The organism is Pseudomonas capeferrum (assembly GCF_013523055.1).
In the GTDB taxonomy this organism is placed as follows: domain Bacteria; phylum Pseudomonadota; class Gammaproteobacteria; order Pseudomonadales; family Pseudomonadaceae; genus Aquipseudomonas; species Aquipseudomonas capeferrum_A.
Map to the genome: position 1 here is coordinate 129,406 of NZ_JAAMQM010000003.1, position 21,853 is coordinate 151,258.

General features: G+C 62.3%; 22 protein-coding genes. 18 read left to right on the top strand and 4 right to left on the bottom strand.

Annotation, left to right across the window (positions count from 1 at the left end; translation table 11 throughout):
• The 13 genes from G7009_RS04500 (at window position 1) to G7009_RS04560 (ending at window position 11,300) form a co-directional block, all read left to right on the top strand.
• A complete protein-coding gene (locus G7009_RS04500) occupies window positions 1-756 on the top strand; it encodes an ABC transporter permease (RefSeq protein ID WP_181128825.1) in 756 nt (251 codons plus the stop codon).
• A gap of 10 nt (window positions 757-766) precedes the next feature.
• Window positions 767-1,552, top strand: a complete 786-nt coding sequence (locus G7009_RS04505) for an ABC transporter ATP-binding protein (protein WP_181128826.1) — start codon at window positions 767-769, stop codon at window positions 1,550-1,552.
• A gap of 702 nt (window positions 1,553-2,254) precedes the next feature.
• Complete coding sequence (locus G7009_RS04510) at window positions 2,255-3,154, top strand: LysR family transcriptional regulator (protein WP_058167086.1); 900 nt, start codon at window positions 2,255-2,257, stop codon at window positions 3,152-3,154.
• Window positions 3,155-3,634: 480 nt separating this feature from the next.
• The gene (locus tag G7009_RS04515; protein ID WP_181128828.1) at window positions 3,635-3,883 is read left to right on the top strand and encodes an AlpA family transcriptional regulator; all 249 of its coding nucleotides are present in this window, start codon (window positions 3,635-3,637) and stop codon (window positions 3,881-3,883) included.
• The gene (locus tag G7009_RS04520) at window positions 3,874-4,737 is read left to right on the top strand and encodes a ParA family protein (protein ID WP_181128830.1); all 864 of its coding nucleotides are present in this window, start codon (window positions 3,874-3,876) and stop codon (window positions 4,735-4,737) included. Before G7009_RS04515 ends, G7009_RS04520 begins: the two co-directional genes overlap by 10 nt.
• On the top strand, window positions 4,721-4,906 hold the full coding sequence (locus G7009_RS04525; RefSeq protein ID WP_124084248.1) for a type II toxin-antitoxin system HicA family toxin: 186 nt from the start codon (window positions 4,721-4,723) through the stop codon (window positions 4,904-4,906). Before G7009_RS04520 ends, G7009_RS04525 begins: the two co-directional genes overlap by 17 nt.
• Before the next feature lie 10 nt (window positions 4,907-4,916).
• Complete coding sequence (locus G7009_RS04530) at window positions 4,917-6,587, top strand: ParB family protein (protein ID WP_181128831.1); 1,671 nt, start codon at window positions 4,917-4,919, stop codon at window positions 6,585-6,587.
• A gap of 18 nt (window positions 6,588-6,605) precedes the next feature.
• On the top strand, window positions 6,606-7,166 hold the full coding sequence (locus G7009_RS04535; protein ID WP_181128833.1) for a DUF2857 domain-containing protein: 561 nt from the start codon (window positions 6,606-6,608) through the stop codon (window positions 7,164-7,166).
• A gap of 4 nt (window positions 7,167-7,170) precedes the next feature.
• On the top strand, window positions 7,171-8,301 hold the full coding sequence (locus tag G7009_RS04540) for an STY4528 family pathogenicity island replication protein (RefSeq protein ID WP_181128835.1): 1,131 nt from the start codon (window positions 7,171-7,173) through the stop codon (window positions 8,299-8,301).
• 269 nt (window positions 8,302-8,570) lie between these two features.
• Window positions 8,571-9,362, top strand: coding sequence for a PFL_4669 family integrating conjugative element protein (locus G7009_RS04545; RefSeq protein ID WP_181128836.1), 792 nt, complete (start codon window positions 8,571-8,573; stop codon window positions 9,360-9,362).
• The gene (locus G7009_RS04550; RefSeq protein WP_181128838.1) at window positions 9,359-9,892 is read left to right on the top strand and encodes a DUF3158 family protein; all 534 of its coding nucleotides are present in this window, start codon (window positions 9,359-9,361) and stop codon (window positions 9,890-9,892) included. Before G7009_RS04545 ends, G7009_RS04550 begins: the two co-directional genes overlap by 4 nt.
• A 60-nt stretch (window positions 9,893-9,952) precedes the next feature.
• Window positions 9,953-10,354 carry a single-stranded DNA-binding protein gene (locus G7009_RS04555; RefSeq protein WP_181128840.1) on the top strand — a complete coding sequence of 134 codons (402 nt, stop codon included), beginning with the start codon at window positions 9,953-9,955 and terminating at the stop codon, window positions 10,352-10,354.
• A 166-nt stretch (window positions 10,355-10,520) separates the two neighbouring features.
• Entirely contained in the window at window positions 10,521-11,300 is a 780-nt protein-coding gene (locus tag G7009_RS04560; RefSeq protein ID WP_181128841.1) for a hypothetical protein, read from the top strand.
• 12 nt (window positions 11,301-11,312) lie between these two features.
• Here G7009_RS04560 and G7009_RS04565 read toward each other — a convergent pair whose 3' ends face one another.
• Both G7009_RS04565 and G7009_RS04570 read right to left on the bottom strand, forming a co-directional pair.
• Window positions 11,313-13,604, bottom strand: coding sequence for a hypothetical protein (locus G7009_RS04565; protein WP_181128843.1), 2,292 nt, complete (start codon window positions 13,602-13,604; stop codon window positions 11,313-11,315).
• Window positions 13,508-14,584 (bottom strand): hypothetical protein, encoded by a 1,077-nt coding sequence (locus G7009_RS04570; protein WP_181128844.1) that lies wholly within the window; start codon window positions 14,582-14,584, stop codon window positions 13,508-13,510. The genes G7009_RS04565 and G7009_RS04570 overlap by 97 nt, the downstream gene beginning before the upstream one ends.
• A 251-nt stretch (window positions 14,585-14,835) precedes the next feature.
• On the opposite strand from G7009_RS04570, the gene G7009_RS04575 reads away from it, so the two are divergent.
• The 3 genes from G7009_RS04575 to G7009_RS04585 all read left to right on the top strand — a co-directional run bounded on the left by G7009_RS04575 (window position 14,836) and on the right by G7009_RS04585 (window position 18,317).
• Window positions 14,836-16,854, top strand: coding sequence for a DNA topoisomerase III (locus tag G7009_RS04575; protein WP_181128848.1), 2,019 nt, complete (start codon window positions 14,836-14,838; stop codon window positions 16,852-16,854).
• An 809-nt stretch (window positions 16,855-17,663) separates the two neighbouring features.
• Window positions 17,664-17,900 (top strand): hypothetical protein, encoded by a 237-nt coding sequence (locus G7009_RS04580; protein WP_181128849.1) that lies wholly within the window; start codon window positions 17,664-17,666, stop codon window positions 17,898-17,900.
• Between the two features lie 24 nt (window positions 17,901-17,924).
• Window positions 17,925-18,317, top strand: a complete 393-nt coding sequence (locus G7009_RS04585; protein ID WP_181128850.1) for a hypothetical protein — start codon at window positions 17,925-17,927, stop codon at window positions 18,315-18,317.
• Between the two features lie 158 nt (window positions 18,318-18,475).
• On the opposite strand, the gene G7009_RS04590 is transcribed toward G7009_RS04585, so the two are convergent.
• Window positions 18,476-18,961: a hypothetical protein gene (locus G7009_RS04590; RefSeq protein WP_181128851.1), complete on the bottom strand. Its 486-nt coding sequence runs from the start codon at window positions 18,959-18,961 to the stop codon at window positions 18,476-18,478.
• Between the two features lie 7 nt (window positions 18,962-18,968).
• Complete coding sequence (locus tag G7009_RS04595; protein ID WP_181128852.1) at window positions 18,969-19,928, bottom strand: LysM peptidoglycan-binding domain-containing protein; 960 nt, start codon at window positions 19,926-19,928, stop codon at window positions 18,969-18,971.
• A 384-nt stretch (window positions 19,929-20,312) separates the two neighbouring features.
• Between G7009_RS04595 and G7009_RS04600 the strand changes: the two genes are divergently transcribed.
• Complete coding sequence (locus G7009_RS04600) at window positions 20,313-21,110, top strand: GTPase (protein WP_181128853.1); 798 nt, start codon at window positions 20,313-20,315, stop codon at window positions 21,108-21,110.
• Window positions 21,111-21,420: 310 nt separating this feature from the next.
• Complete coding sequence (locus G7009_RS04605) at window positions 21,421-21,786, top strand: hypothetical protein (protein ID WP_219856435.1); 366 nt, start codon at window positions 21,421-21,423, stop codon at window positions 21,784-21,786.
• Window positions 21,787-21,853: the final 67 nt, after the last annotated feature.

Here is a 21,853-nt window from a genome sequence, read left to right on the forward strand (position 1 = left end):
ATGAAAGTAAGGGATATGCGAGGCCTGGTGCTGCCATTGCTGATGGTCGGCGCATGGGAATACGCCTCGCGCCAGGGCGCCGCGGGTGCCTATGCCTTCGTGCCATTGGCGCAGGTGGCCTCGGCGATGGCCGAGCTGCTGGGCAGCGGCGAGTTACTGATCAACCTGTGGGCGAGTCTGACGCGCACCTGCACAGGCCTTGGCGTAGGCATCGTTGGCGGAATCGGCCTGGGCGCCTTGATGGCCCTGTGCGGACCTGCCAATCGCCTGATCGCACCGTTGTTCCACGCCCTGCGCCAAGTGCCGATGCTGGGCTGGATCCCACTGATCGCTCTGTGGCTTGGCAACGGAGAAAGCGCCAAGCTACTCATCGTCAGCCTGGCGGCCTTGTATCCAATGGTGCTCAATACCTTCGAGAGCCGGCGCCAGGTCGAGGGCCAACATCGCGAAGCGGCGCAGGTGCTGATGCTCAGCCGCTGGCAGCAGTTGCGCCTGATCCTGCTGCCCGCAGCCGTGCCGGGCATCGCCGCCGGCGTGTTGCAAGCACTGGCGTTCGCCTGGGTAACCTCGGTAGGCAGCGAGCTGTTCCTGTCCTCTGGCGCCGGCCTTGGCAGCCTGATGATGAACGCCGAGGCGGCTGCCCGTATGGAGATCATCATCGTCTGCGTGCTGTGCATAGGCCTGAGTGGCTACCTGATGTCCTGGCTGTGCACCCTCCTCTCCCGTCGCCTGCTGCGCTGGCGCCCGAACCGTTGAAGGTCCCGACATGAATGCCATTGCCCATCCTCTTCATCCGAGCGTCGACACCGGCGCCCTGACCATCTGCGGTCTGAGCAAAACTTATGCGCTCAAGGGCAGGCCGGTAAAAGTGCTCAAGGATATCGATCTGAACATACGGCCCGGTGAGTTCGTCAGCATCCTTGGCGCCAGTGGCTGTGGCAAGTCCACGCTGCTGCGACTTATTGTCGGCCTTGACCAGGACTATCAGGGACAGATTCTTCTGGACCAGCAACCCGTGCGCGGACCGGGCCTGGAGCGCGGTATCGTGTTCCAGGACCACCGCCTATTCCCCTGGATGACCTTGCAGCAGAATATCGCCCTGGCCCTGAAGAACCATGTCATGCCAGCCGCGCAGAAAGACCGTCTGGTGGCCGAACACATCGACCTGGTGGGACTGCGCGGCTTCGAGCTCGCCTACCCTCATCAGCTTTCGGGAGGCATGGCGCAGCGTGCAGCGATCGCCCGGGCGCTGGTGAACAAACCCAAGGTGCTATTGCTCGACGAGCCGCTCGGCGCCCTCGACGCGCTCACCCGGGTGAGACTCCAGCAAGAGCTGCAACGCATCTGGATCCAGGAGCGTTGCACCGTGATCATGGTCACCCATGATATCGATGAGGCGCTGTACCTGGGTGACCGCGTCATCGTCATGGATGCGAATCCGGGGACGATCCGCGAGGACCTGCCTATCGACTTGCCCCATCCGCGTGAACGCGACAGTGCGTTGCTCCAGGGTTACAAGCAACGCTTGCTGGGCGAACTGGTCGGACATTGAGCCTCGCCACCTATCAGGCGCTTCCGGGCCTGGCGGCCGGCACGTCCCGGAATGAGGCCTGGGCCTTCAGACCTGGGTGAAATACGGGTGTGTGCCGCTTGCATGGGCAGGGTCCATACGCAGTGACCCGTCGTGCGTTTTCGTGAAAATCACGCGACCCGTTTCAGCGATTCCGGCTGGAACGAAAAAAGGGCCCGAAGGCCCTTTTTTCAATGATTTACAGACCTCCTGGGAGCTCTGTAGATCTTTATCTGGAGCGGGAAACGAGACTAGAACCAAGTCTCCAACCTTTTGATTTGAAAGGCTTTTCCGCAATCACTGCCTTGGCAGCGGACGCAATTATGGACTTGTTTGATGAGCCAGACAACCCCTACCCGCAATTTTTCTTTTGAGCCGGCTGGAGGCCGTTGACTAGCCTTACTGCGCACCCTTCGCCGGCTCGGTGGGGCCTGAGAACATATTCTTCCATTGGTGGTGCATCCCATTATCAAGTGGGGGTATTGTGCAATCAACCGCCCAACCTCTCGCGGCGGTAGAACGTCCCGGCCGTCTGGCAGCACAAGCGATCGGGATCACCTGGCGGGACTAACGCCCACCAAGGAGCGTCAAAGAGGACTCTTCGAAGACAGAATCGCATGCGCCCCACCTGAGGGATTACTGCGGTCCATCCAAGAGGAGTAGAGCAAGCACGGAGGCTGTTGTATGCGGATACGTCATCTGCGCTACTTTCTGGTCGTCGCCGAAGAACTGAGCTTCTCGCGGGCTGCAGCCAGAGTTCATATCGAGCCCTCCCCCCTGTCGCGGGCCATCAGAGAGTTGGAGTCGGGGTTGGGGGTCAGCTTATTCCAACGCACGAAGGCAGGTATGCACCTGACCTGGGCCGGTGAAGTCTTCCGGGATGAAGCACGACGCATACTCAGCCTGGTGGAAGACGCGCAAAGTCGTGTCCGTGCGGCGGAGAAAGGCTACCGCGGCCGGCTGCGCATCGGTTTGACAGACAGCCTTGCTCAGCCCTACCTGACCAAACTGTTGGCGCGCTGCCGAGAGGAAGAGCCCCTCACCGAGGTAAAAATCGTTGAAATGACCGTCAGCGAGATGGTCAAGGCATTGGTGCACGACCAGATCGATGCGGGCTTCACTGTCCATACCGAGCTCAGCGCAGGGCTGGTCAAGGAAGTCGTCTGGACCGATCGCCCCATCATTGCCATCCCGCGAAACCACCCTCTTCTCTCCTTGGAGAAAATCCCTCTCCAGGAGGTGGCTCGGCACACGCTGATTCTGTGCCATCCAGAGCTGTGCTCAGGGGGATACGACGTGATTCACCGCTGGTTCTACGAAGCGACCTTGCCGTTTCCCTCGAATGCCGAATACGTTTCTGGGCACGAACCCATGGTGATGTTGGTCGCTGCCGGCTACGGTATCGGCATTGGCCTGGCCTCGCAAATCACGCTGTACAATCACCCAGATGTGATCATCCGCCCTGTCACGGACGATGTACCGAGCACAGCGACGTTCATCACGCTACTCGATCAGCCACGGCCTGAGGCCCTCAGCCGCTTCATCGACCGCGCCCGGCAAATTGGTGAGGTGACCATCGGCTGATGGGGGGGGGCTCACAGACTCCGATCCGGCCCAGAGCTGGCGCGTCAAGATCTTTTTTCCGTCGCTGGTCGGACCTTTAAGGTCACCCCATCACGGACCCCGTGCCATTTCACGCGCTGCAGCGCAGCGGATGTCCGCCGAATCAGCCCCAGAAATAGATGACAGCCACCGGCATCGCCCACCAACCTTTTTGGTCACTGCCGTGACCCAGAAGTGCGGATTCGCCGCCTCATCCTTTGCGCAGTAGAACGCTGTGCCTTTTCGATCTTGATTACCCTCGACGCCCTATCAATAGTGCCCGCCTTGCGAATCGGCTGGACGGCGGATGCCAAAAAGCAGTGCGAAGTTAGAGCGGCCAAGGGCCGTTCTTGTAAATCAGGTGGTCAGCACGATCCGATTGTTTGATGCGCCAATGGAGTGACGCCTTTCTACTGCATGTCACCCCTTACGAGTGCTACCAAGCATAAAGGAGTGACCACGATGTCCACTGAGCAAACCGCGACTGCCGAGCATCGCATCCTGCGCCGCGCCGAAGTGGAAGCCAAGACCGGCTTCAAGCGCGCCCACATCTACAACCTGATGAAGGAAGGCAAGTTCCCCAGGGCCTTGCGCCTGGGGATTCGCGCCGTCGGCTGGGACTCCGCCGAAATCGACAGCTGGATCACCGAACGCCTCAAAGAGCGCGTTGACACGGCTCCACCACGGACAGGGAGCGGGTCATGCACGTGATCGCCATCATTTCGACCAAAGGCGGGGTCGGTAAGACGACCGTTGCCGCCAACCTGGGCGGCTTTATCGCCGACGCCGGTCGGCGGGTCCTGCTGATCGACCTCGACGTCCAGCCGACGCTTTCGTCCTACTACGCACTCACCCAGCGCGCCGCCGGCGGCATCTACGAGCTGCTGGCATTCAATGAACAGTCGCTGCCGCAGTTGGTCTCCCAGACCTCCGTGCACAACCTGGACGTGGTGCTGTCCAACGACCAGCACCAGCAGTTGGGCACGCTGTTGCTCCATGCGGCCGATGGGCGCTTGCGGCTGCGCAACCTGCTGCCGCTGTTCCAGCCGCATTACGACCTGGTGCTGATCGATACGCAGGGCGCCCGCAGCGTCATGCTGGAGATGGCCCTGCTCGCCGCCGACCTGGCCGTCTCGCCGATCACCCCGGAGATTCTGGCGGCGCGGGAACTGCAGCGTGGCACGCTGCAGCTTATCGATGCCATCGCTCCGTACCGCTATCTGGGCATCCAACCGCCGCCCCTGCATCTGCTACTCAATCGCGTGCCTGCCGTCTCGTCGAACGCCAGGTTGGTGCAGCAGACGCTGCGGCTGATCTTTCGTGAGCACCGCGAGGTGCGGATACTCGGCAGCGAACTGCCCGCGATCGAAGCCTTCCCGCGGGCGGCAACCGCGGGCCAACCCGTGCACCGGGCTGAATACCGACGCCCGAGCGGGCGCCAGGCACCGGCGGCGCTGGAGATCATGCGCGCCCTGGCCAGTGAGCTGCTGCCCCAGTGGCAAGAGCAGTTTGCCAGCGTGATCGGTCGCGTCGGCAGGAGGCCGTCACATGTCGAGCACCTCTGAGCACTGCCGTGATCATCCACGGTTCCTGGCGCTGATCGAGTTCGCCTTGCGTGAAGGCTGGCGCGTCCGCCGCACACCGGCAGGACAGCTAAAGCTGGTGAAGCCAGACCTGCCGCCGATCTTCACGCGCTCACTGGTGAGCGACGACCGGGCAAGCCTGAGCACGTAGGGAGGCCGTCATGGCGACTGTCACGCCTGAGGAAATGGCCGGCCAATTGCTGGCCGAGGGGTTTGCCCGCTCCGGCCCTGCCGCACAGGTGTTAAGCGACCCGCTGACCGACACGCCGATGGTGGTCACGCTCGATGACCTTCGCCCCTATGAGCTTGATCCACGCCTGACGCGCAATGCGCTCTACGACGAAATCAAAACCTCCATCCGTGAGCGGGGTTTGGATGCCCCGCCACCGATTACCCGGCGGCCCGGTGCCGAGCACTTCATCATTCGCAACGGCGGCAACACCCGCCTGGCGATCCTGCGCGAGCTGTGGTCAGAGACCAAGGATGAACGCTTCTTCCGCATTGCCTGCCTGTTCCGGCCATGGCCGGAGCGCGGCGAGATCGTCGCCCTGACCGGGCACTTGGCGGAGAACGAATTACACGGCAGCCTGACGTTCATCGAGCGGGCCCTCGGCGTTGAAAAAGCCCGCGAGCTCTACGAGCAGGAAAGCGGCAAGTCGCTGTCGCAGTCGGAGCTCGCCCGCCGCCTCAGCGCCGACGGCTATCCCATCCAGCAGTCGCACATCAGCCGCATGCAAGACACCGTGCGCTACCTGCTGCCCACCATCCCCAACGTGCTGTACAACGGCTTGGGCAGGCATCAAGTCGAACGCTTGGCGGTGTTGCGCAAAGCCTGCGAGCTCACCTGGGAAAAATATGCGAGCGGCAAGGCGTTGGCCGTCGATTTCGAGACGTTCTTTCACGACGTCCTCACCCTTTTTGATGTTCAGCCCGACTGTTTTGCCGTTGGCCGCGTCCAAGACGAACTGATCGGCCAGATGTCGCAGCTGCTCGATATCGACTACAACGTGCTGGAACTGGACGTCGACAGCGCCGAGCACCGCCAGCGGGCGGTAACCAGTCCACCCCAGCTGCCGGTTGAAACCGCAACCGTCGCTCAACCTGGACGTGCAGCCACTCCATCGCCGGATGTATCTCAGAACAGGGATGCTGCCGTAGGTATTTCCGGAGCTGCGCCGAACAAAGACACCGATTCACCACCACCGTCAGTACAGAAACCAGTACCAGGCGCTTCTTCCGGTGATCATGATCCAGACGCGCGCCTGCAGGGCCATATTGTCTCCCCCGCCGACGACACCGAGCGCCTGCAAGGCATCCAACACATGCTCGCCGAGCACACCGGCGATCCGCTGCCGGCCTTCGCGGACAGGGTACTGCAGGCCATTCCGGTGCAAGCCGGCGGGCTGTTCCCGATCAGCGACGTCTGGTACATCGAGCCAGGACTGGATGCGCCCGATCGACTGCGCATCCACATCGCCCAACTCGCCCAGGAGATCGCCGAGCAAGCCGAGCTGATCGACTGCATCGAAGCAATCGAGACCGGCATAGGCTTCACCTGCAGTGCACCCCAGGCGGACGTGTCGCCACCGGCCTTCGGTCAGGTCGTGTTGGCGTTTTTACGCACCTTGAGTCTGCCCCACACCATGGTCCCCGATCAGGATGATCGGCACCTGGAGGGCCACCTGGGGGCACTGTTGTTGGGAGGCGGTGGCAGCGACGCAGGCACCCTTCCCCGTCTCAGCGATAACGGCTTGGTCAAGTTGTTCCGTCTGATCCGGCTGGCACGCCGGCTGTTGGATCTGGAGGCCAATCCAGATGAGGCCAACCCCTGAAACAGGCCGGAGGGAACCATGTCGGCACCTCATCCGCTTAATCAAGCCGTGGTTGCACAGGCGCTGCACGACCTGCGCAACGGCCAACTTCGCCGCTGCCAGTCGATGGGTTTCAGCGAGCGAGAACTGGATGTACTCAAGCAACCGGCGCTGGTGAGCCTGCTGGCCAATGCCCAGGTGCCCTGGTGCTCCGTGACGGTCAATACGGCCGTCCTCTGGCGCCTGGTCAGCCAGATGCATGACATCGAGCAGGAGATCGCCACGATCGATCGCATGCTGCGCCTGGGGGCCAGTACCGAGATGGTCAGCAAGTTCTACGGGCTGACGCATCAGGAGGTCGCCCTGCGCCGCGACATCATTTGCCTGCCCAAGCGCAGGGGACGGCATCCGGTGCTGAGTGAAGAGCAGGAGATGGCCCTGTGGAAACAGTGGAAGGCCGGCATCACCGAGCGCGGCATCGCACTGGATAACGACAGCACGATGCTGGAACTGACGATGGATCTGGCCGAAGCCCTCGCCTTGCCCATGTCGGTGATCTGGGCGGCCATCGCAAGCTGGATCGACCAAGGCCTGGTGTAGAGCCATGGTCGCGCAGGCAGGCCCCGCCGCGCTTTCAACGCTGCTCGATGACGCCCTGCGGCAGTTGCCGCCCAGACGGGAGCCCGCGCCCACCAGCGATGGCTTTCTCTACAGCGGCAATCGCCATGAAAGCGTGCCCCGGGCGCTGTTTCTCGACACTCGGCTGACCCCGCTGGAGCGCAATGCCTGGCAAATCATCCGGCTCATGCTCAACGCCGATGGCGTCACGGCGTTCCCCACTTACGACCAGCTGCGTCCCTACCTGGCCTCGACGCCCTGCGCGCAGCAGGCGTCGTACGAAACCGTGGCGCGGGCGCTTACCCTGCTGCGCCTGACACGCTGGCTGAGCCTCGTGCGCCGCCGGCGCGATCCCAAGACCGGACACATCAAGGGCAACCTGTACGTCCTGCACGACGAGCCCCTCACGCCCTTCGAAGCCATGCAACTCGATCCCGAGTATCTGGGGCTGGTGAGCCATGCGCTGGAGCATGCCAGCAAGGCGGTGCAGCGGGTGGGCTACCGCACCCTCCAGGACATCAGCGAAGACCCGTTGCTCAGCGGCCGCGTGTTGCCGACGCGGCTGCAGGTGCTGGTGCAACGCATGGCCCAGGGCGGCGTCAGCCCTGGGGGAATTTATCCACAAGCGCACTCCCTCCACAAATCCGAAGAGGGTGAAAACGCCCTTCTTCGGAATGGCGAACCGCCGTCTTCGGATGCCGAAGCAGGTACGAACGCCAGTAAAACCGGCCCTCTTCGGAATCCGAAGCGGGACCGTACTAGTACTCGTATAGATAAATCCGTACGTACGGTACCGCGTGCGCGAGAACACCCGCATCTGCGCCTTCCTGAGCGCTTTCTGGCGCTACGCGAAGAGCAGCAGGCCGGTGCGCTGGTGGCCCTGCAGCAAGTGCAGGTTGAACAGCGACAAGCCGTGCTCGATGAATGGGCCGCGCGCTGTCGCAGCAACGAGGTGCGCAAACCGGCCGGCTACCTGTTCGGCATCATCCAGGCAGCCATTCGCGGTGAGTTCAACGCCTGGGCCGGACAGGACAAGAGCAAGGCCACCGCCGATCCGCCCCCCGAGGTGGTGCATACGCACCTCGCCCAGCTGCATGCCTTGTTGCACCCCAAGTGACGGCCGAGTAACCCTCCCTGGCTCTCTCTGGAGCTATCCCCCGGGGATAGTTGCAACACACAGCCTCCCGGAGGTGAACCACCACCCTGCTCTGCACCAGCGACACCCGTCTGCCGACTGGATCTCCCTGGAACTATCCCCTGGGGATAGTTGCAACACGCAGCCTTCCGCCCAGCAAAGCCGGCAGCCCTCGGCTGCGCTTTGTTGACTGACCGCCTTCCGTGCGCTGCTCAAGCTAGCGACTCGTTCCTCTCACGCGAGTCGTCCCCATGGCCACCGACACCTCCTTGCAACTGAATCTCGGATCGCTGCGCAGTGCCATGTCGCTGACGCTGCACACCCATCACGCCTCGCGCATCTGGCACGGCCGCGCAGCCAGCGAGGGCAAGCCCGGCATCGTCGGCTTGAACGGTTTCATCGCCATCGCCAACAAGATCAAGCGCGGCGCCGAGCAGGACGACCCCTACTCGGACTGGTGGATGCTGAGGCTCGAGGAAAAGCTGACGCAGACCAAGGACAGCCTGCAGGCCTTGCGTGAGCAGGTCGATCAGGCCCTGGCCGACATACCGCCAGCGCTGTCGCTGGGCGAGAACATGAACGTGCAGCCGGTGAAGCTGCCACTGTTCGTCAACGCGCAGCTCGGCTTCCTCGCCGTGTACCTGCTGGCCGACTACGACGACCTGGCGCGCAAGCTGATCCTCGCCCACCACACCGCGCTGATTGATCGCAGCACGCTTGAACGCTGGCTCAACGAAGGGGCGCACGCCCTGCGCAGTCTGTTCTCGCTGGCCCAGCAGTACCGCTACTCGGGCTGCACGCGGGACGACTTCGCGGCCAAGAATGCCGCCGCCCGAGCTGCCCTGGAGAAGCTCGGGGAACTGCCGCAGGAGGTACTCGAAGGCACGCTGCGCTCGCGCTATGCCCCGCCGATCATCCGGCGCTCGGCGCTGGCCGCCTCGGTACCGCAGGATGTCGCGGATGCCAGTGACGACAACGTTTTGGCTGAGCCCGACGACATCACCCTGGCAGCCGCCGGCGATAACGCGGAGGCCTCAGCATGAACTCGACGCCGAGTACTGCGGCAGCCCGCCGCTTTTACCCACTGGAACAGGCTGACTTCCTCAAGCTGGAACAGGCCGCCTCTCTAAAAGGCCTTTTACAGCCTTTTAAAGGTAAGGGGGCACTTACCCAGTGGGCCAGCCAGTGCCACAGGCTGCGCGATGAGCTGATCGAGCTGGCGCAGCGGCGCGTCCTGGCGCAGGCAAATGCCTATCCCTTCCGCCTGCTACCGGTGGAGCTGGCCCAGCAGACCACGGGCGCCGGCACGACCTTTCTGCGCTGGCGCAAGCCGGATCGCTCGGCCATGGGCGTGGCGCTGTGGCAGGGGCTGATCGGAAGCGCCGCCACGCCCGAAGCCCTGACCGATGACCTTTATGCGATGGAGGTGCAGCGCATCGCCATCAACATGCAGATCAGCCTGCTGCACACCCTCGGTCGTCAGGCCCAGGAATGCGCCGCCAAGGTGGCCCAGGCGCATGCCGTCTACCTACGCCGGCGTGGCGATCCCCCCGCCCTGGGTCCACCGCACTAAAACACAACCTGAACTGACTCCCTGCGGCATCACGCCACTTCCCCTTCGAGGACTGACAGCATGAGCACTTACTTTTTCGCCGAAGGCAACATCGGCTCGGCACCGGAATTCCACGAGTACCCGAACGGCAACGAAGAGCCGCGCCGGGTGTTGCGCCTCAACGTGTATTTCGACAATCCGGTACCGGTGAAGGATGGCTACGAAGATCGCGGCGGCTTCTGGCGGCCGGTCGACTGGTGGCATCGGGACGCCGAACACTGGGCCACGCTGTTCAAGAAAGGCATGCGCGTCGTGGTGCTCGGCCGCGAGGAACGCGACGACTGGACGGACGAGGACAACAATCCGCGCACCACGTATCGAATCAATGCACGAGGTGTCGGCATCATGCCCTACCGTATCGAGGCCCTGACGCTCAGCCCGAAGCCGGGCAGCAGTCCTGATCCGGAACCCGTCGGCGAATAGCGCCGTGGCCTTCCATGGAGCTATCCCCAGGGGATAACTCCATGGAGTTCCACTGAGTTCCAGAGCACCCAACGTGAGCGAAACGGTCACACAGGGCCTGGAAGCCGTGATAGCTCACCTCCGAATCGGCATACTGTTGTGCACCTGCCCTTTTCGGAGCTTGCACATGGTCGGCCAGAGAACCCGCTATTCCCTCGCTCAATTCCTCGCACTGCAGGAAGTCTCGGTATTGATCGTGCTGCTGCGCAAATACGGCGTGCACAATCACTCCCTGTACCCAGGTCAGTTGCTCATCGGGCTGGAGCAGACCCTGGTGGGACTCGACGACAGCGTTGTTCTGCTGATCCTGAAGGAAGTCGTCGGCACGCAGAGCAACCTGCGCGCGGCCGTCACGCCGAAGACCCGATTCGACGAGCGTATGCATGACCTCACCCAATGCCTTCTCCTGGATGGCTATATCGTCCAGGACAAGCGATTGCTGCAGACGGATCCATCGATCACCGATGCGCCCCCAGTGGATGACGACCTGATCATTGCCCTGCGCAATTCAGGCGCGCCCACGCGTGAAGCCATAATCGCCAAGATCAACGACTCGGCCGAGGCGTTCCGTGCCTCACCGCCCGACTACAACGCTGCGCTGACCAACGCCCGGATCGCCCTGGAAACGCTGGCGGTTGATGTAGCCGCGGATGTCGCCTCCCAGCAAGCATCAAACGCCAGCTACAACCCAGCGAAATGGGGTGAGGTGATCGCCTTCCTGCGTAACAGCGGAGAGATCACCGTGGAAGAAGAGAAAGGCCTGGCCGGTGTGTTCGGCTTCCTCAGCCCAGGTGCCCATCGGCCCATCGGCATTCCACAGAGCCAGATGACTCGGCTCGGGCGCTCCCTCGCCCTCAACCTGTGCTGGTTCCTGCTGCACAACCGGCTGGCCCGGCGAACGACCTGAGACGTTCGGCCGTCAGGCCACCGCCCGTTGCGCCTGGTCGCACGCCCTGGCGTGCCAGACCGCATAGAGCGTCTCCACGGGCACTTCCCCGGACTCGTAGGCGTAGAATTTCGCCGTCACCCTGCGCGGCTGCTTGAGCCAGCACGTCGACTCCTCCTCGGACTTCCAGCACCGGTAGGTCAGAGCACGCTTGATGAAACGCTCCCCGATGTCGTCCTCGATATCCTTGTGGTTCGACATCAGGTGCATACCGTGGGGACAGGGAAAGGCCACCGCGGCCAATCCGTTGTCCCTGGCGATGCCGATGGGGACGTCGAAGTAGGCGTCCACGATGGACGACACCGCGTGCGAAGCGAGGAACCCGCCCACCGGGTTGATCGCACGGATGACCAGCGTGTCCCTGTCCACATCCAATGCCGGAATCCGCTCGAAATAGAGCAGCGCCATTCCCGCCAGGCGCTTCTCGCCAGGGGCGAACACCAGCAGGTGCGCATGCCTCGCCTCCAGCCACATGTCGGTGTTGGCGCGGGTACAGAGGCAAGCGGCCTCCTTGGCGAAGAAAGCCGCCGGCGCCTTGGAGACGATGGCCTGCAGCTGGGTATACACACCTTCCACGCCTTGCGGCGTGAAGCGATCCTTCTGCCGTGCGGCCCAGCGCCTATACACCCTCAGCACCACCTGACGCGCTGTCGCCAGGGCCTGGCGCAGGTCATCCTTCGCCGTGGCGAAGCCGACACTGTCGCGCGTCGCCAGCCGGGACGCCAGAGTACCTGCTGCAGCATCGTCCAGGCCTTCGACGAAACCGGCCTCGAGCGCGTCCAGCGCATCCGTCAGTTGAACGTCGAACAGGGTATGCAGGGACTCGACCTGCCGATAGGCGAGCGAACCGGCTTCGGCCAGCGCCGCGATGGCCTCGTTACCCGGATCCAGCCAGGCGCGCACGTTCGAGTCCGCCCCGGCAATGGCCAGCAGCAGCCCGAGGTGCGACCTCAACGACCAGACATCGGCGGCGGCATCCTGCAGCGGCTTCGCGCCGAGGGGCCGGAAGACCGCGTGCATGTCCTGCCGGTGCTCCGCGACGAAGCGCGCGGCGAACAGCAGAGCCTCCGACAATGCGCGCAGATCTCGCGGCTCCATCAAGCCGTCCAGCCGCAATTCGGCCCGCAGCCACTGCATTGGATAACGGGCTCCAGCGACAAGATCGGCCACGTCTCGTTCACGGCCGATCACCTGGCGCCAACGGCTGCGAATCGTGTGCGGCGTGGTGCGGTACACGATGGCGATCAAGTCCGCTTCCAGATCGCTCAGGATCGCCTTGCTGGGGCCTGCGCCGGCAAGCAGGTCTCCCAGCAGCGGCGCCAGGGCGGCGATTCTCTGCCGCAACTGCTGCACCGGCTCGTCGATATGCTCGATCAGGCTCCGCAACAGCAGACCGTCGCTCGCCACCAACATGTCCCGCAAGCGCGGAACCAACGCAGCGCCCAGCTCCTTGCGCAGGGCGCGGCTGGCCTCGTGGTAGGCCTCCCTGGTCGCCTCGTCGGTGCGGAACGAGAACGCCCCGAGTGTGGTGGTGATGCGTTCGCCAATATGCCTGTCTACAACGTCCCGGTTGCCTTCCAGCAGGGTGAAATTCTTGCGCTCGAAAGCATCGTCCAGGAGCACCCGGTGCATCCCGTCGAGCTCGTACCAGAAGCGCAGATCCTTGATACCCTCCGCGTCGTCGTAGTACCAGGTGCGCAGTGCCGGTAGATCGCCCACACCACGCTCCTCGCGCACATAGCGCAGCAGCGAGGCGCCAAGCGGGGCCATCTCCACAGCCTGCTGCAAATGGGTGAAGGTGCGCAGTTCGCCGGCCTGCAGCAGGTAGTCAAAGCTATCGATGTAGCCACCGCTGCCGGCCTTCGCCACCCAGCCGGCAACGACCGCCGACGTCTCCCCGGCACCACAGGCGCTGGCGATGCCCAGCCAGCGATGGAGCATATCGGCGCCGAGCCGCTGGTAGCAGTTCTGAAACGCCAGAACATGCTCCGCACCGCCATAGCCATGCTCCACCAGCACCCTCAGAAAGGCTTGCAGATCACGCTCCGTCAGCAGGTAGTCCTTGGCCTTGGCCAACTCAGCGAACGTGAACGAGTGGGGGCTGGCCAGCAGTCGCTGCAGCGCTGCCACGGGCAACGACACATCGTCCCGAGCATTCACCTCGAGTATCAGCGACTGGCAGGCCTCCAGCGCATCGATATTGGCACCGGCGGCGCGTAGCGCCAGTGCGAACTCGCGGCAGGGCAGTCGCCCGACCTCGAGCAAGCGGCTGAACCTGCCCAAGTCGGCCGCTGCGCGCAGCCCCAAGACATCGCACAGGAACGCCCACCGTTCGGGCTTCGCCAGCAGCAACTGCCTGCCCGTCGTCTCGAGCAGCGTGGAAAGCTCATCCCCTCTAGCCCGAGCACCGCCAACGTGGCGGACAGGCGCTGCGGATCGAAGTCATTCATCGGGTGCTTGACCAGCGGCACGATGGCGGTCGGAGCCGCGCCGGCATCGAGCAGCATCTGAGCGACCTGGCGGAATTTACCCACCTCATGTCGATCCGGCTGGTGGTCGCCATAGTGCCAGTCGTTACGCGACGGTAACTGCTCCAGATCCTCCACCGAGCGAATCGCGCCCAGCTCCACCAGGGCGAACAGGAGCGTCCCATCGATCCTTCGGCCATACCGGGCCCTGGCGACACGATCCATCTCATCCATCTGGCGTACGCCCAGACGATAGCAGGCTTGCATCCAGCCAAAATCCACGAAGCTCATGTTGCGCAACGACTCGAATGAATGGGGCGGTTGCAGCCTGCGCAAGGCAAAATCGAAGGAAGGGCCGAAATGGTGCTGGCCCGGAATCGTTCGGTCGACCTGCTGGGCGAATACCAGAGCACGCCCTTCGTGGGTGCCAATCGCTTGAAGCTGCGCGCTGGCCCTACGTACCGTAAGTCCGAGGGGCAAACATAACATCAGGCATTGACCCCACTTCTCCGCTCTCGTGGGCAACAGCCGGATCCTGTCCGGTATGCGCAACGCCCTACGCAACAGCGGCTCTATCACAGAATCCTGCATGAGCATTTGCTCGCCGTGGAATTCCAGATGCTTACGAAATGCCGTGACCTGCAGGCGCAGACGCTGCAGTGGATGGGGAGCCTCGAATGAGTAGCGCCCCTGCGGCTGCCGTGGTTCCAGGTTCTCTATGATGCGTCGACGAAACTCTCGATAGGTGTTGCGCGCATTCGCGGATAGTTCTCTCAATCGTCCCCCTTGCGATTTCGGCTCGTGATGGAAACATGCAGGCGTATCGCCATAAATCGAGGCTGACACAGGCACTGCCTCCGTACAAACCAAAACAGGCGCATGTTTTTCCACCCCCTGCCTCGCACACTGATCCCGCACCTGACACCACATCACGAACTCGCCATCTCCGCGTTGTTTGCGACAACGCTCGGCCACATCGGAAATCATGCTCGGCAACCGATGAGTCATCACGCTGCCGGGAGGACATCATGCGCGTGTACCTCTGCGAGAAGCCGTCGCAAGGCAAAGACATCGCTCGCGTCCTGGGCATCGGAAAGCGTGGCAATGGGCACTGCAGCGGTACCGGCGTAATCGTGACTTGGTGCATCGGTCATCTGATCGAAGCGGCGCCACCGGAAGCCTACGGCGAGCAGTACAAACGCTGGTCCGTTGAGCAACTGCCGATCATTCCCGAGCGCTGGCGGGTCGAGCCGAAAGCGGCAACCGCTACGCAATTGAAGATCGTCAAACAGCTGGTCGGCCAGGCCCGCGAGCTGGTGATCGCCACCGATGCCGACCGCGAAGGCGAGATGATCGCCCGCGAGATCATCGAGCTGTGCGGCTATCGCGGCCCCATCCAGCGGCTGTGGCTGTCGGCGCTCAACGACGCGAGCATTCGCAAGGCGCTGGGTACGCTGAAGCCGTCGAGCGAGACGCTGCCGCTATACGCTGCGGCGCTCGCGCGCTCCCGCGCGGACTGGCTGGTCGGCATGAACCTGAGTCGCCTGTTCACCCTGCTGGGGCGTCAGGCCGGCTACGATGGCGTGCTCTCGGTCGGCCGGGTGCAGACGCCGACGCTGGCCCTGGTGGTCAGCCGCGACCGCGAGATCGCGGGCTTCGTCTCGGTGCCGTTCTGGAACATCGAGGTCAGGCTATCGACAGGCGGACAACTTTTCCTCGCCAGTTGGATCGCCCCTGACGACTGCAGCGATGATGCCGGGCGCTGCCTGCAGCAGGCGGTGGCCCAGCACGCCGCCGATCGCCTGCGCGCCGCCGGCAGCGCTCAGGTGGTCTCCTTCGCAACGGAGCGCGTGCGTGAGGCGCCCCCACTGCCCTTCGACCTGGGCACGCTGCAGGAGGTGTGCTCGCGGCAACTCGCCCTGGACGTGCAGGAGACGCTGGACATTGCCCAGTCGCTGTACGAGACGCACAAGGCGACGACCTATCCCCGTTCGGATTCGGGTTACCTGCCCGAAAGCATGTTCGCCGAGGTGCCGGCCGTACTCGCCGCCGTGCTCGCAACCGATCCCGGCCTGCGCCCGCTGCTTGATCAGCTCGACCGGACTCAGCGCTCACGGGCCTGGAACGACGGCAAGGTGTCGGCCCACCACGGCATCATCCCAACGCTGGAGCCAACCAACCTGGCGGCCATGAGCGATAAGGAGCAGGCGGTCTACAAACTGATCCGCGCGCATTATCTCGCGCAGTTTCTGTCGCATCACGAGTTCGACCGCACCACGGCGCAGTTGCTGTGCGGCGGCCAGAGCCTGCAAGCCGTTGGCAAGCAGGTGATCATCCCCGGCTGGCACCAGGTGCTGGCCGTCCCAGAAGCGGACAACGCCGACGGCGAAGCGGACCCGCGCAGCCAGATGTTGCCGGCGCTGCACGAAGGGCTGCACTGCCAGGTCGACCACGTCGATCTGAAAGCCCTCAAGACGCAACCGCCAAAACCTTACACCCAAGGCGATCTGATCAAGGCCATGAAAGGCGTCGCCAAGCTGGTCACCGACCCGCGTCTGAAGCAGAAGCTGAAAGAGACCACCGGCATTGGCACCGAAGCCACCCGTGCCAGCATCATCAAAGGCCTGCTCGAGCGTGGTTACCTGCTCAAGAAGGGTCGCGCCGTGCGGGCCTCCGATGCGGCGGGCATGCTGATCGACGCCGTGCCCGCGGCCATCACCGATCCCGGTACGACCGCCATCTGGGAGCAGGCCCTGGACATGATCGAGGCCGGCGAGATGACGCTGGAGACCTTCATCGCCAAGCAATCCATATGGATCACCCAGCTGGTGCAGCAGTACCGCGCAGCCACCCTGGCCATCAAACTTCCCGAAGGGCCCACCTGCCCGCTGTGCGGCAGCGCCACCCGCCAACGTAGCGGCAAGACCGGCGCGTTCTGGTCCTGCTGCCGTTATCCCGATTGCAAAGGCACCCTGCCCATCGAGAATGGCCGGCAGGCCAGCGCCAAGCTCAGTCCCTCGCGCAAGCCGCGGCAGATGCCGAAATAGCTCGCCGGCCCCGCTCCCCATCGTATCGACCACGGTCGATGCGCCCCCTCGCGCCTGCGGGGAACCCAGCACGCCCCTCCTTCTGCAACGCGTGCCCGTCGCCCGCATCGCTGGGTCGACGGGAAGGCTGACTCATCCAGCGTCCGTATACCCGGACAGATTGATCTGCTGAGTGTCGCGATGAAGGGTTCCCTGGTGCCTTGTCTCGGTAGCCCGACGAGGCATCAGGAGACCCTTCGGGTCGAATGGTAATCAGTGCCGGCGCCCACCGGCGAAACAACGGGTTCCTTTTGTGCGCGGATGTGTGCCAAAGGATGTCGACCCCAGCCACGACACGGGTCGAGTGCGATCGCTGCAACAGCGGTTGGCTTTGACGGCGGCCACGCCCTGCATCAGCGCACCGGTGGTGTCTTGCTCGACAGCCGAAGGCCCAGGCCTTCGGCGCCTTTCTCCTGTCTGCCCAGTGCATCGTTGCATCGTTGCCGAGCCATCCACTGAATTAACCGAAATGCACCTTCAGCCCAACTGACAACGAGCGTTTTCCCGGCAGAACGAGCGCGAGTGCTCCGGCCGCCCGCAAAATCTGGAGGTCACCGGTTTCCCATTTCCCGCTGACTCACCTCCCCTCGCCGTTCGAAGCTGCCCCCATGTGTCGTCGACCTCGGTCGACACCATGCCCGCAGCACGGGGCCTCGGCTGCACCGCGGAATCTTCCGCGCCGCCCCCAACCAGTCCGCCCGGCACCAGCTCGTGGACGAACGCCGGCCAGGCGTCGGTGCCTCGTTCCATCTCTGTTAGGAGGATCTTCCATGTCCTTTAACTCTCCCGCGTCGCCCAGTCCCACCCAGGCCCAAGCCGAACCCATCGGCTACCTGGCCAGTCAACGCCTGCCCTTGCAGGTACGCCAAAGCGCCGCCGGCCACTTCATCGGCACTGCCGACGACAACGGGCCGGTCTCGCGCGAGTCCGTCGAGTACTTCCGCTCATACGAAGCTGCAGAGCAGGCCCTGAGCACAGGGCGCTGGCAGCAGTGCCTCTATCCCTAAGCCCCTACCCATCGGGAGACCATCATGAATCAGTCTTTACCCCCAGACGTCCTTGATCAGATCGCGCAGGAAATGCTGCATTTCGACAACGCCCCCGCAGCATTTCTGCAGGCATGGAAACGCGGCGTCCAAATCGCCGGTGCCGAATGGTTCGGCGATGGCACTCGTGCCGGGCTGCAGCAAGCCACGAGCAAGTGGGAGCTGCGGCCGAATGTACAGCGACTCAATGAGGCCCTGGACGTGTTGAGCAGCGGCCAACGGCTGTTTCTTGCCGCAATGGTCAGCTTTTACAACGCCAGTGAAGGCGGCGCGATGCTCAAACGCTGCCAGTTCGAGGGGCTTGCCGATCTTGGCGGTCTCGACCTGGAACGCCGCAAGGTCATCGCCGACCTAGTGCTCCACTACGACGGCTGGTGAATTCATCTCGGTGCACTACGATCCTTCATCCCTATCTACTACCCAGGAGGGGCACGTGTTCACACCAGAACCGTGTTCCTTCTCGTAAGACAGCATAGCTTCCGCGCCTTGCGATTGACGGCATCGCATAGCGCGTCCAGCTCGGCTAACCCATCTTGTCAACCCTTGAAGATACGTTCCAGAAGATGATGAATCTTCGGAACCCGATCAACGTAGACAAGCAAGCTCCCCATGAGGGTACCTACCAGCAGGGCCGAAAAGACTCGAATCGCAATCAGACTGCCTAGTGTCCAAACCGCCTCTGGTTCGGTCCAGCCACCAAATGCACTGATAACCTCATCAGTTGTCGAATCGGGCATCACTAAAAGGAACTTTTCTACAGCGTCTTGGTAGATAAACCCACCAAGCACCCGACCACCATCGCTTTCATGCACAAAAAGCGAGTGCCCCCCAATAAATAGGATGATGCATACCAGTATGATGGTGAAATGCTGTACGAGCGATAATCGCTTTCTCCCGCGGCGAGGCGCCTTCAGATGCAGGAGAAGACCAAAGACAACCATCGCAAAGACCGCTCCCCCGAACCAACTGGCACTGTATGGAAGAAGCCACTCGAAAAAATCCATCACCTCGTTGATCCACATGCCTGCATCACTCGAAGGGCAAGAGCGGGAGGTCGATAGGCCAGTCGAAACCAGAAAGCATGTAAAAATCCTTGATCTGCGACCGCCGGATTGCACCAGCCTCCAGCCATTCGGCCCAGATGCCATAATGGAATCCCACCGACAGCATCTCCCGCCCCTCGTGACACGCTGAAGCGCTGAATGTTTTGGTTCTCTGCGACTCCACGACGTGCCCATGAGCCGCGAAGCCGAACAGCGCATACCGAATCTTACAGCTCGCTGGAATTCCCCCATCCGGTGGGTTGGTCGCCATTACAAGCACAGCCCGCGTGGTGGTAATACCCGACCGGGAAAGCGAGACGGCCTCATGAAGCCCTTTATTGGCATCGTGGGCAAGCCGGATAGCACGCTCTAAGTCTTCAGGGTGATCCGACTTAGCCAACCAAACAATGGATTCGGCATTCTCACGCCAATGTGCAATAACTCCGGCTGGTAAACCATTACGTGAGTGCAGAGCATCTTGAAACGTACTGGCGAGCGCGGAGAAGGCGTTGTTCATATCGGGTGATTCCAATGTCGCTGCCTGGAACGACAGCTCACGCACCGCGCGGCCAGCCCGGGTTACTTCAGTTGGTGCACCGATGTAGAAACGCATCGTCTCATCGTCGATGCCCTCGATCTGCGGAACGAGGAGTTCGGTACCAGCCAGTATCTGATTGACGTTTTCCAGATCGGGGTTGGCTTCCAATACCAACCCCAACGCCCGTGGCGTCGCTACCACCCCTTGGGACAACAAGATCGACTCAAGGGTCTCGCCTGACACAACGGTGTGGTTGGCCAGGGTTAAGTCAATCTGTCTCTCTCGCAGCTCGCTAGGTAAGCTAACTAAACCGTAGCTGTCACGGACCGAGGCCGGCCCGAGTTGCTGGGCCTGGACATGCGCCTGAGCAAACCCCAGGACTAAGGCAAGCATGACTCTACTGCGCATGAAGCACCTCCCTGTTGAGGCAGAGCGTTTTCCCAGATACCAGACTGAGGATAGTCGCCCCTCTATACATGTCACGCCCTATAGCCGGCGGATAAGGTTCGTAAACGCCACCAACTCACGAGCCCTACAGCAGGACAACGGGGACTAAGCGGGCATGATCGAATGCGCTTTGCTTAGCCCAGTCATACCTTCTGCCCGTCATCCTCCATGCATGTTCGTTGGTGTTACCAGCAGCATGCCCAGGCAGTCGAGACCTTCGAGACTGCGGTGCGGTTCATCGCACTGGTTGCTTTGTTACTCCAGCACATGTCGCGCCATCCACCCAACCCACGAGGGACATCCTCCCTTGCGGGCGGGAGTCCCTTTTTCATCAAGGAGTCTCCCATGGATACCCAAGCCATCCGTGCACAAATGCCCGTTCTGGTCGCCGGTCATGCACCCCGCAATGTCCGCACCTTCAAGTTCAAAATCTTCGACGGACAACCCAAGGTCTCGACGTGGGGCTTCCACATCGACCCCAGACCGTTCGAGGGCAAGGTGATCGCCGACACCGGCGACGCCATCGTCGTCAAGATCGGTCGGGCCGAATTCGCTGTGCTCGATCGCTCACTGCTGACTGAAGTGCCTGTTGAAGGCGCCAAGGTGCAGGTCCTGCCGTATGCCCGGCGCCGTTTCGACGGGCTACGAGCGGACACACCGGAAGAACGCACCGAGTACGCCGCTGACGGCACACCCTTCATAATGCAAACGCACGTTCTCGGTTCCGCACCCGCCAAGCTGCCACTCCCGCAACCACGCTGCCCGGAGCTGCAGGAGCTCATCAACCAGCTCGAACAGCTGCCGGCTCCCGATGGTTTTCGCCACATCACCCACTTGCTGGTGGATGCCGGCGCACGGGAGTTTTCCGTTGTCGATCCACTACCCGACGACATCATCAAGACGCCGCCGGCGATCAGCTTCACCGTGGCCACCGCGAAGTTTCGAGGGCAGGTCACCCTGCTGTACGACCGCGCCGATGACCTCTATGTGATCGAGCTGAAACACGATGGAGAACTCGTCGAACGCATCGATCAAGTGTTCTTCGACTCGCTCGGGGAAACGCTGGAGCAACTGATCGACGATGGCAGTTGGCGGCTCATCCGCGTGCAGTGCCTATCTGGATCGAAACCTGTCCGGCACTGAGCAGCAGGATATCAACCATGGTTGGTGGCCGAGCTGAGCTTGGTGGTAATGACTCCGGCAAAATTTCGCCCCGAAAACCATGGCCTCCACGCACATCCGGAACAGCAGGGGCAAGCTTGAGTTGTCCGCCACAGCCACACAGCTGTCCCGCCGCGCCAGAACGATCAGCACCTGGTGACAACTGACCTTTCACTCCGCAGCCCTCGTTCGCGGGGGCTTTTTCTTTTCGCGCTCCATTGGTCACGCTATACAGTCTCCAGGCCAACCCGCCCTAGGAGACGTCCGCCTGACATGTTTGAATGATCTTCTTGTGTCCTTACGTGACGATGGTGCACGGTATGCGCAAGCTAAACCCGATAATGGAGATCATCAAATGTCATATGAGCCTGAACAACGCAATATGGCTGATATTGAGGTTACTGCCTACAACTCCGACCGTTACCGCCTCCCTCGCCTACACCATACCGTAGGCTACGCGGCTGCAATGATGTCAGTGAATGGCGTTGGCCAGTTACCTCTTCGTGTCTCTGGCGTGCACGATCACAAGGGCATCTTGCAGGTTCACTGGCTTACCGTACCGGCCGAAATAGAGAAGCACGCGTTTAAGTTGGCTTGGGTCGACGTCGGAGATGGCACCGATATGGTCGAGCACTTTCTAGACGGTGATCTGATTTGATGACGCGGTGGCATACATCCATCTAGGCGGTATCGCTGGAGTCCCTGCACTGGCTAGCTAGCCAACA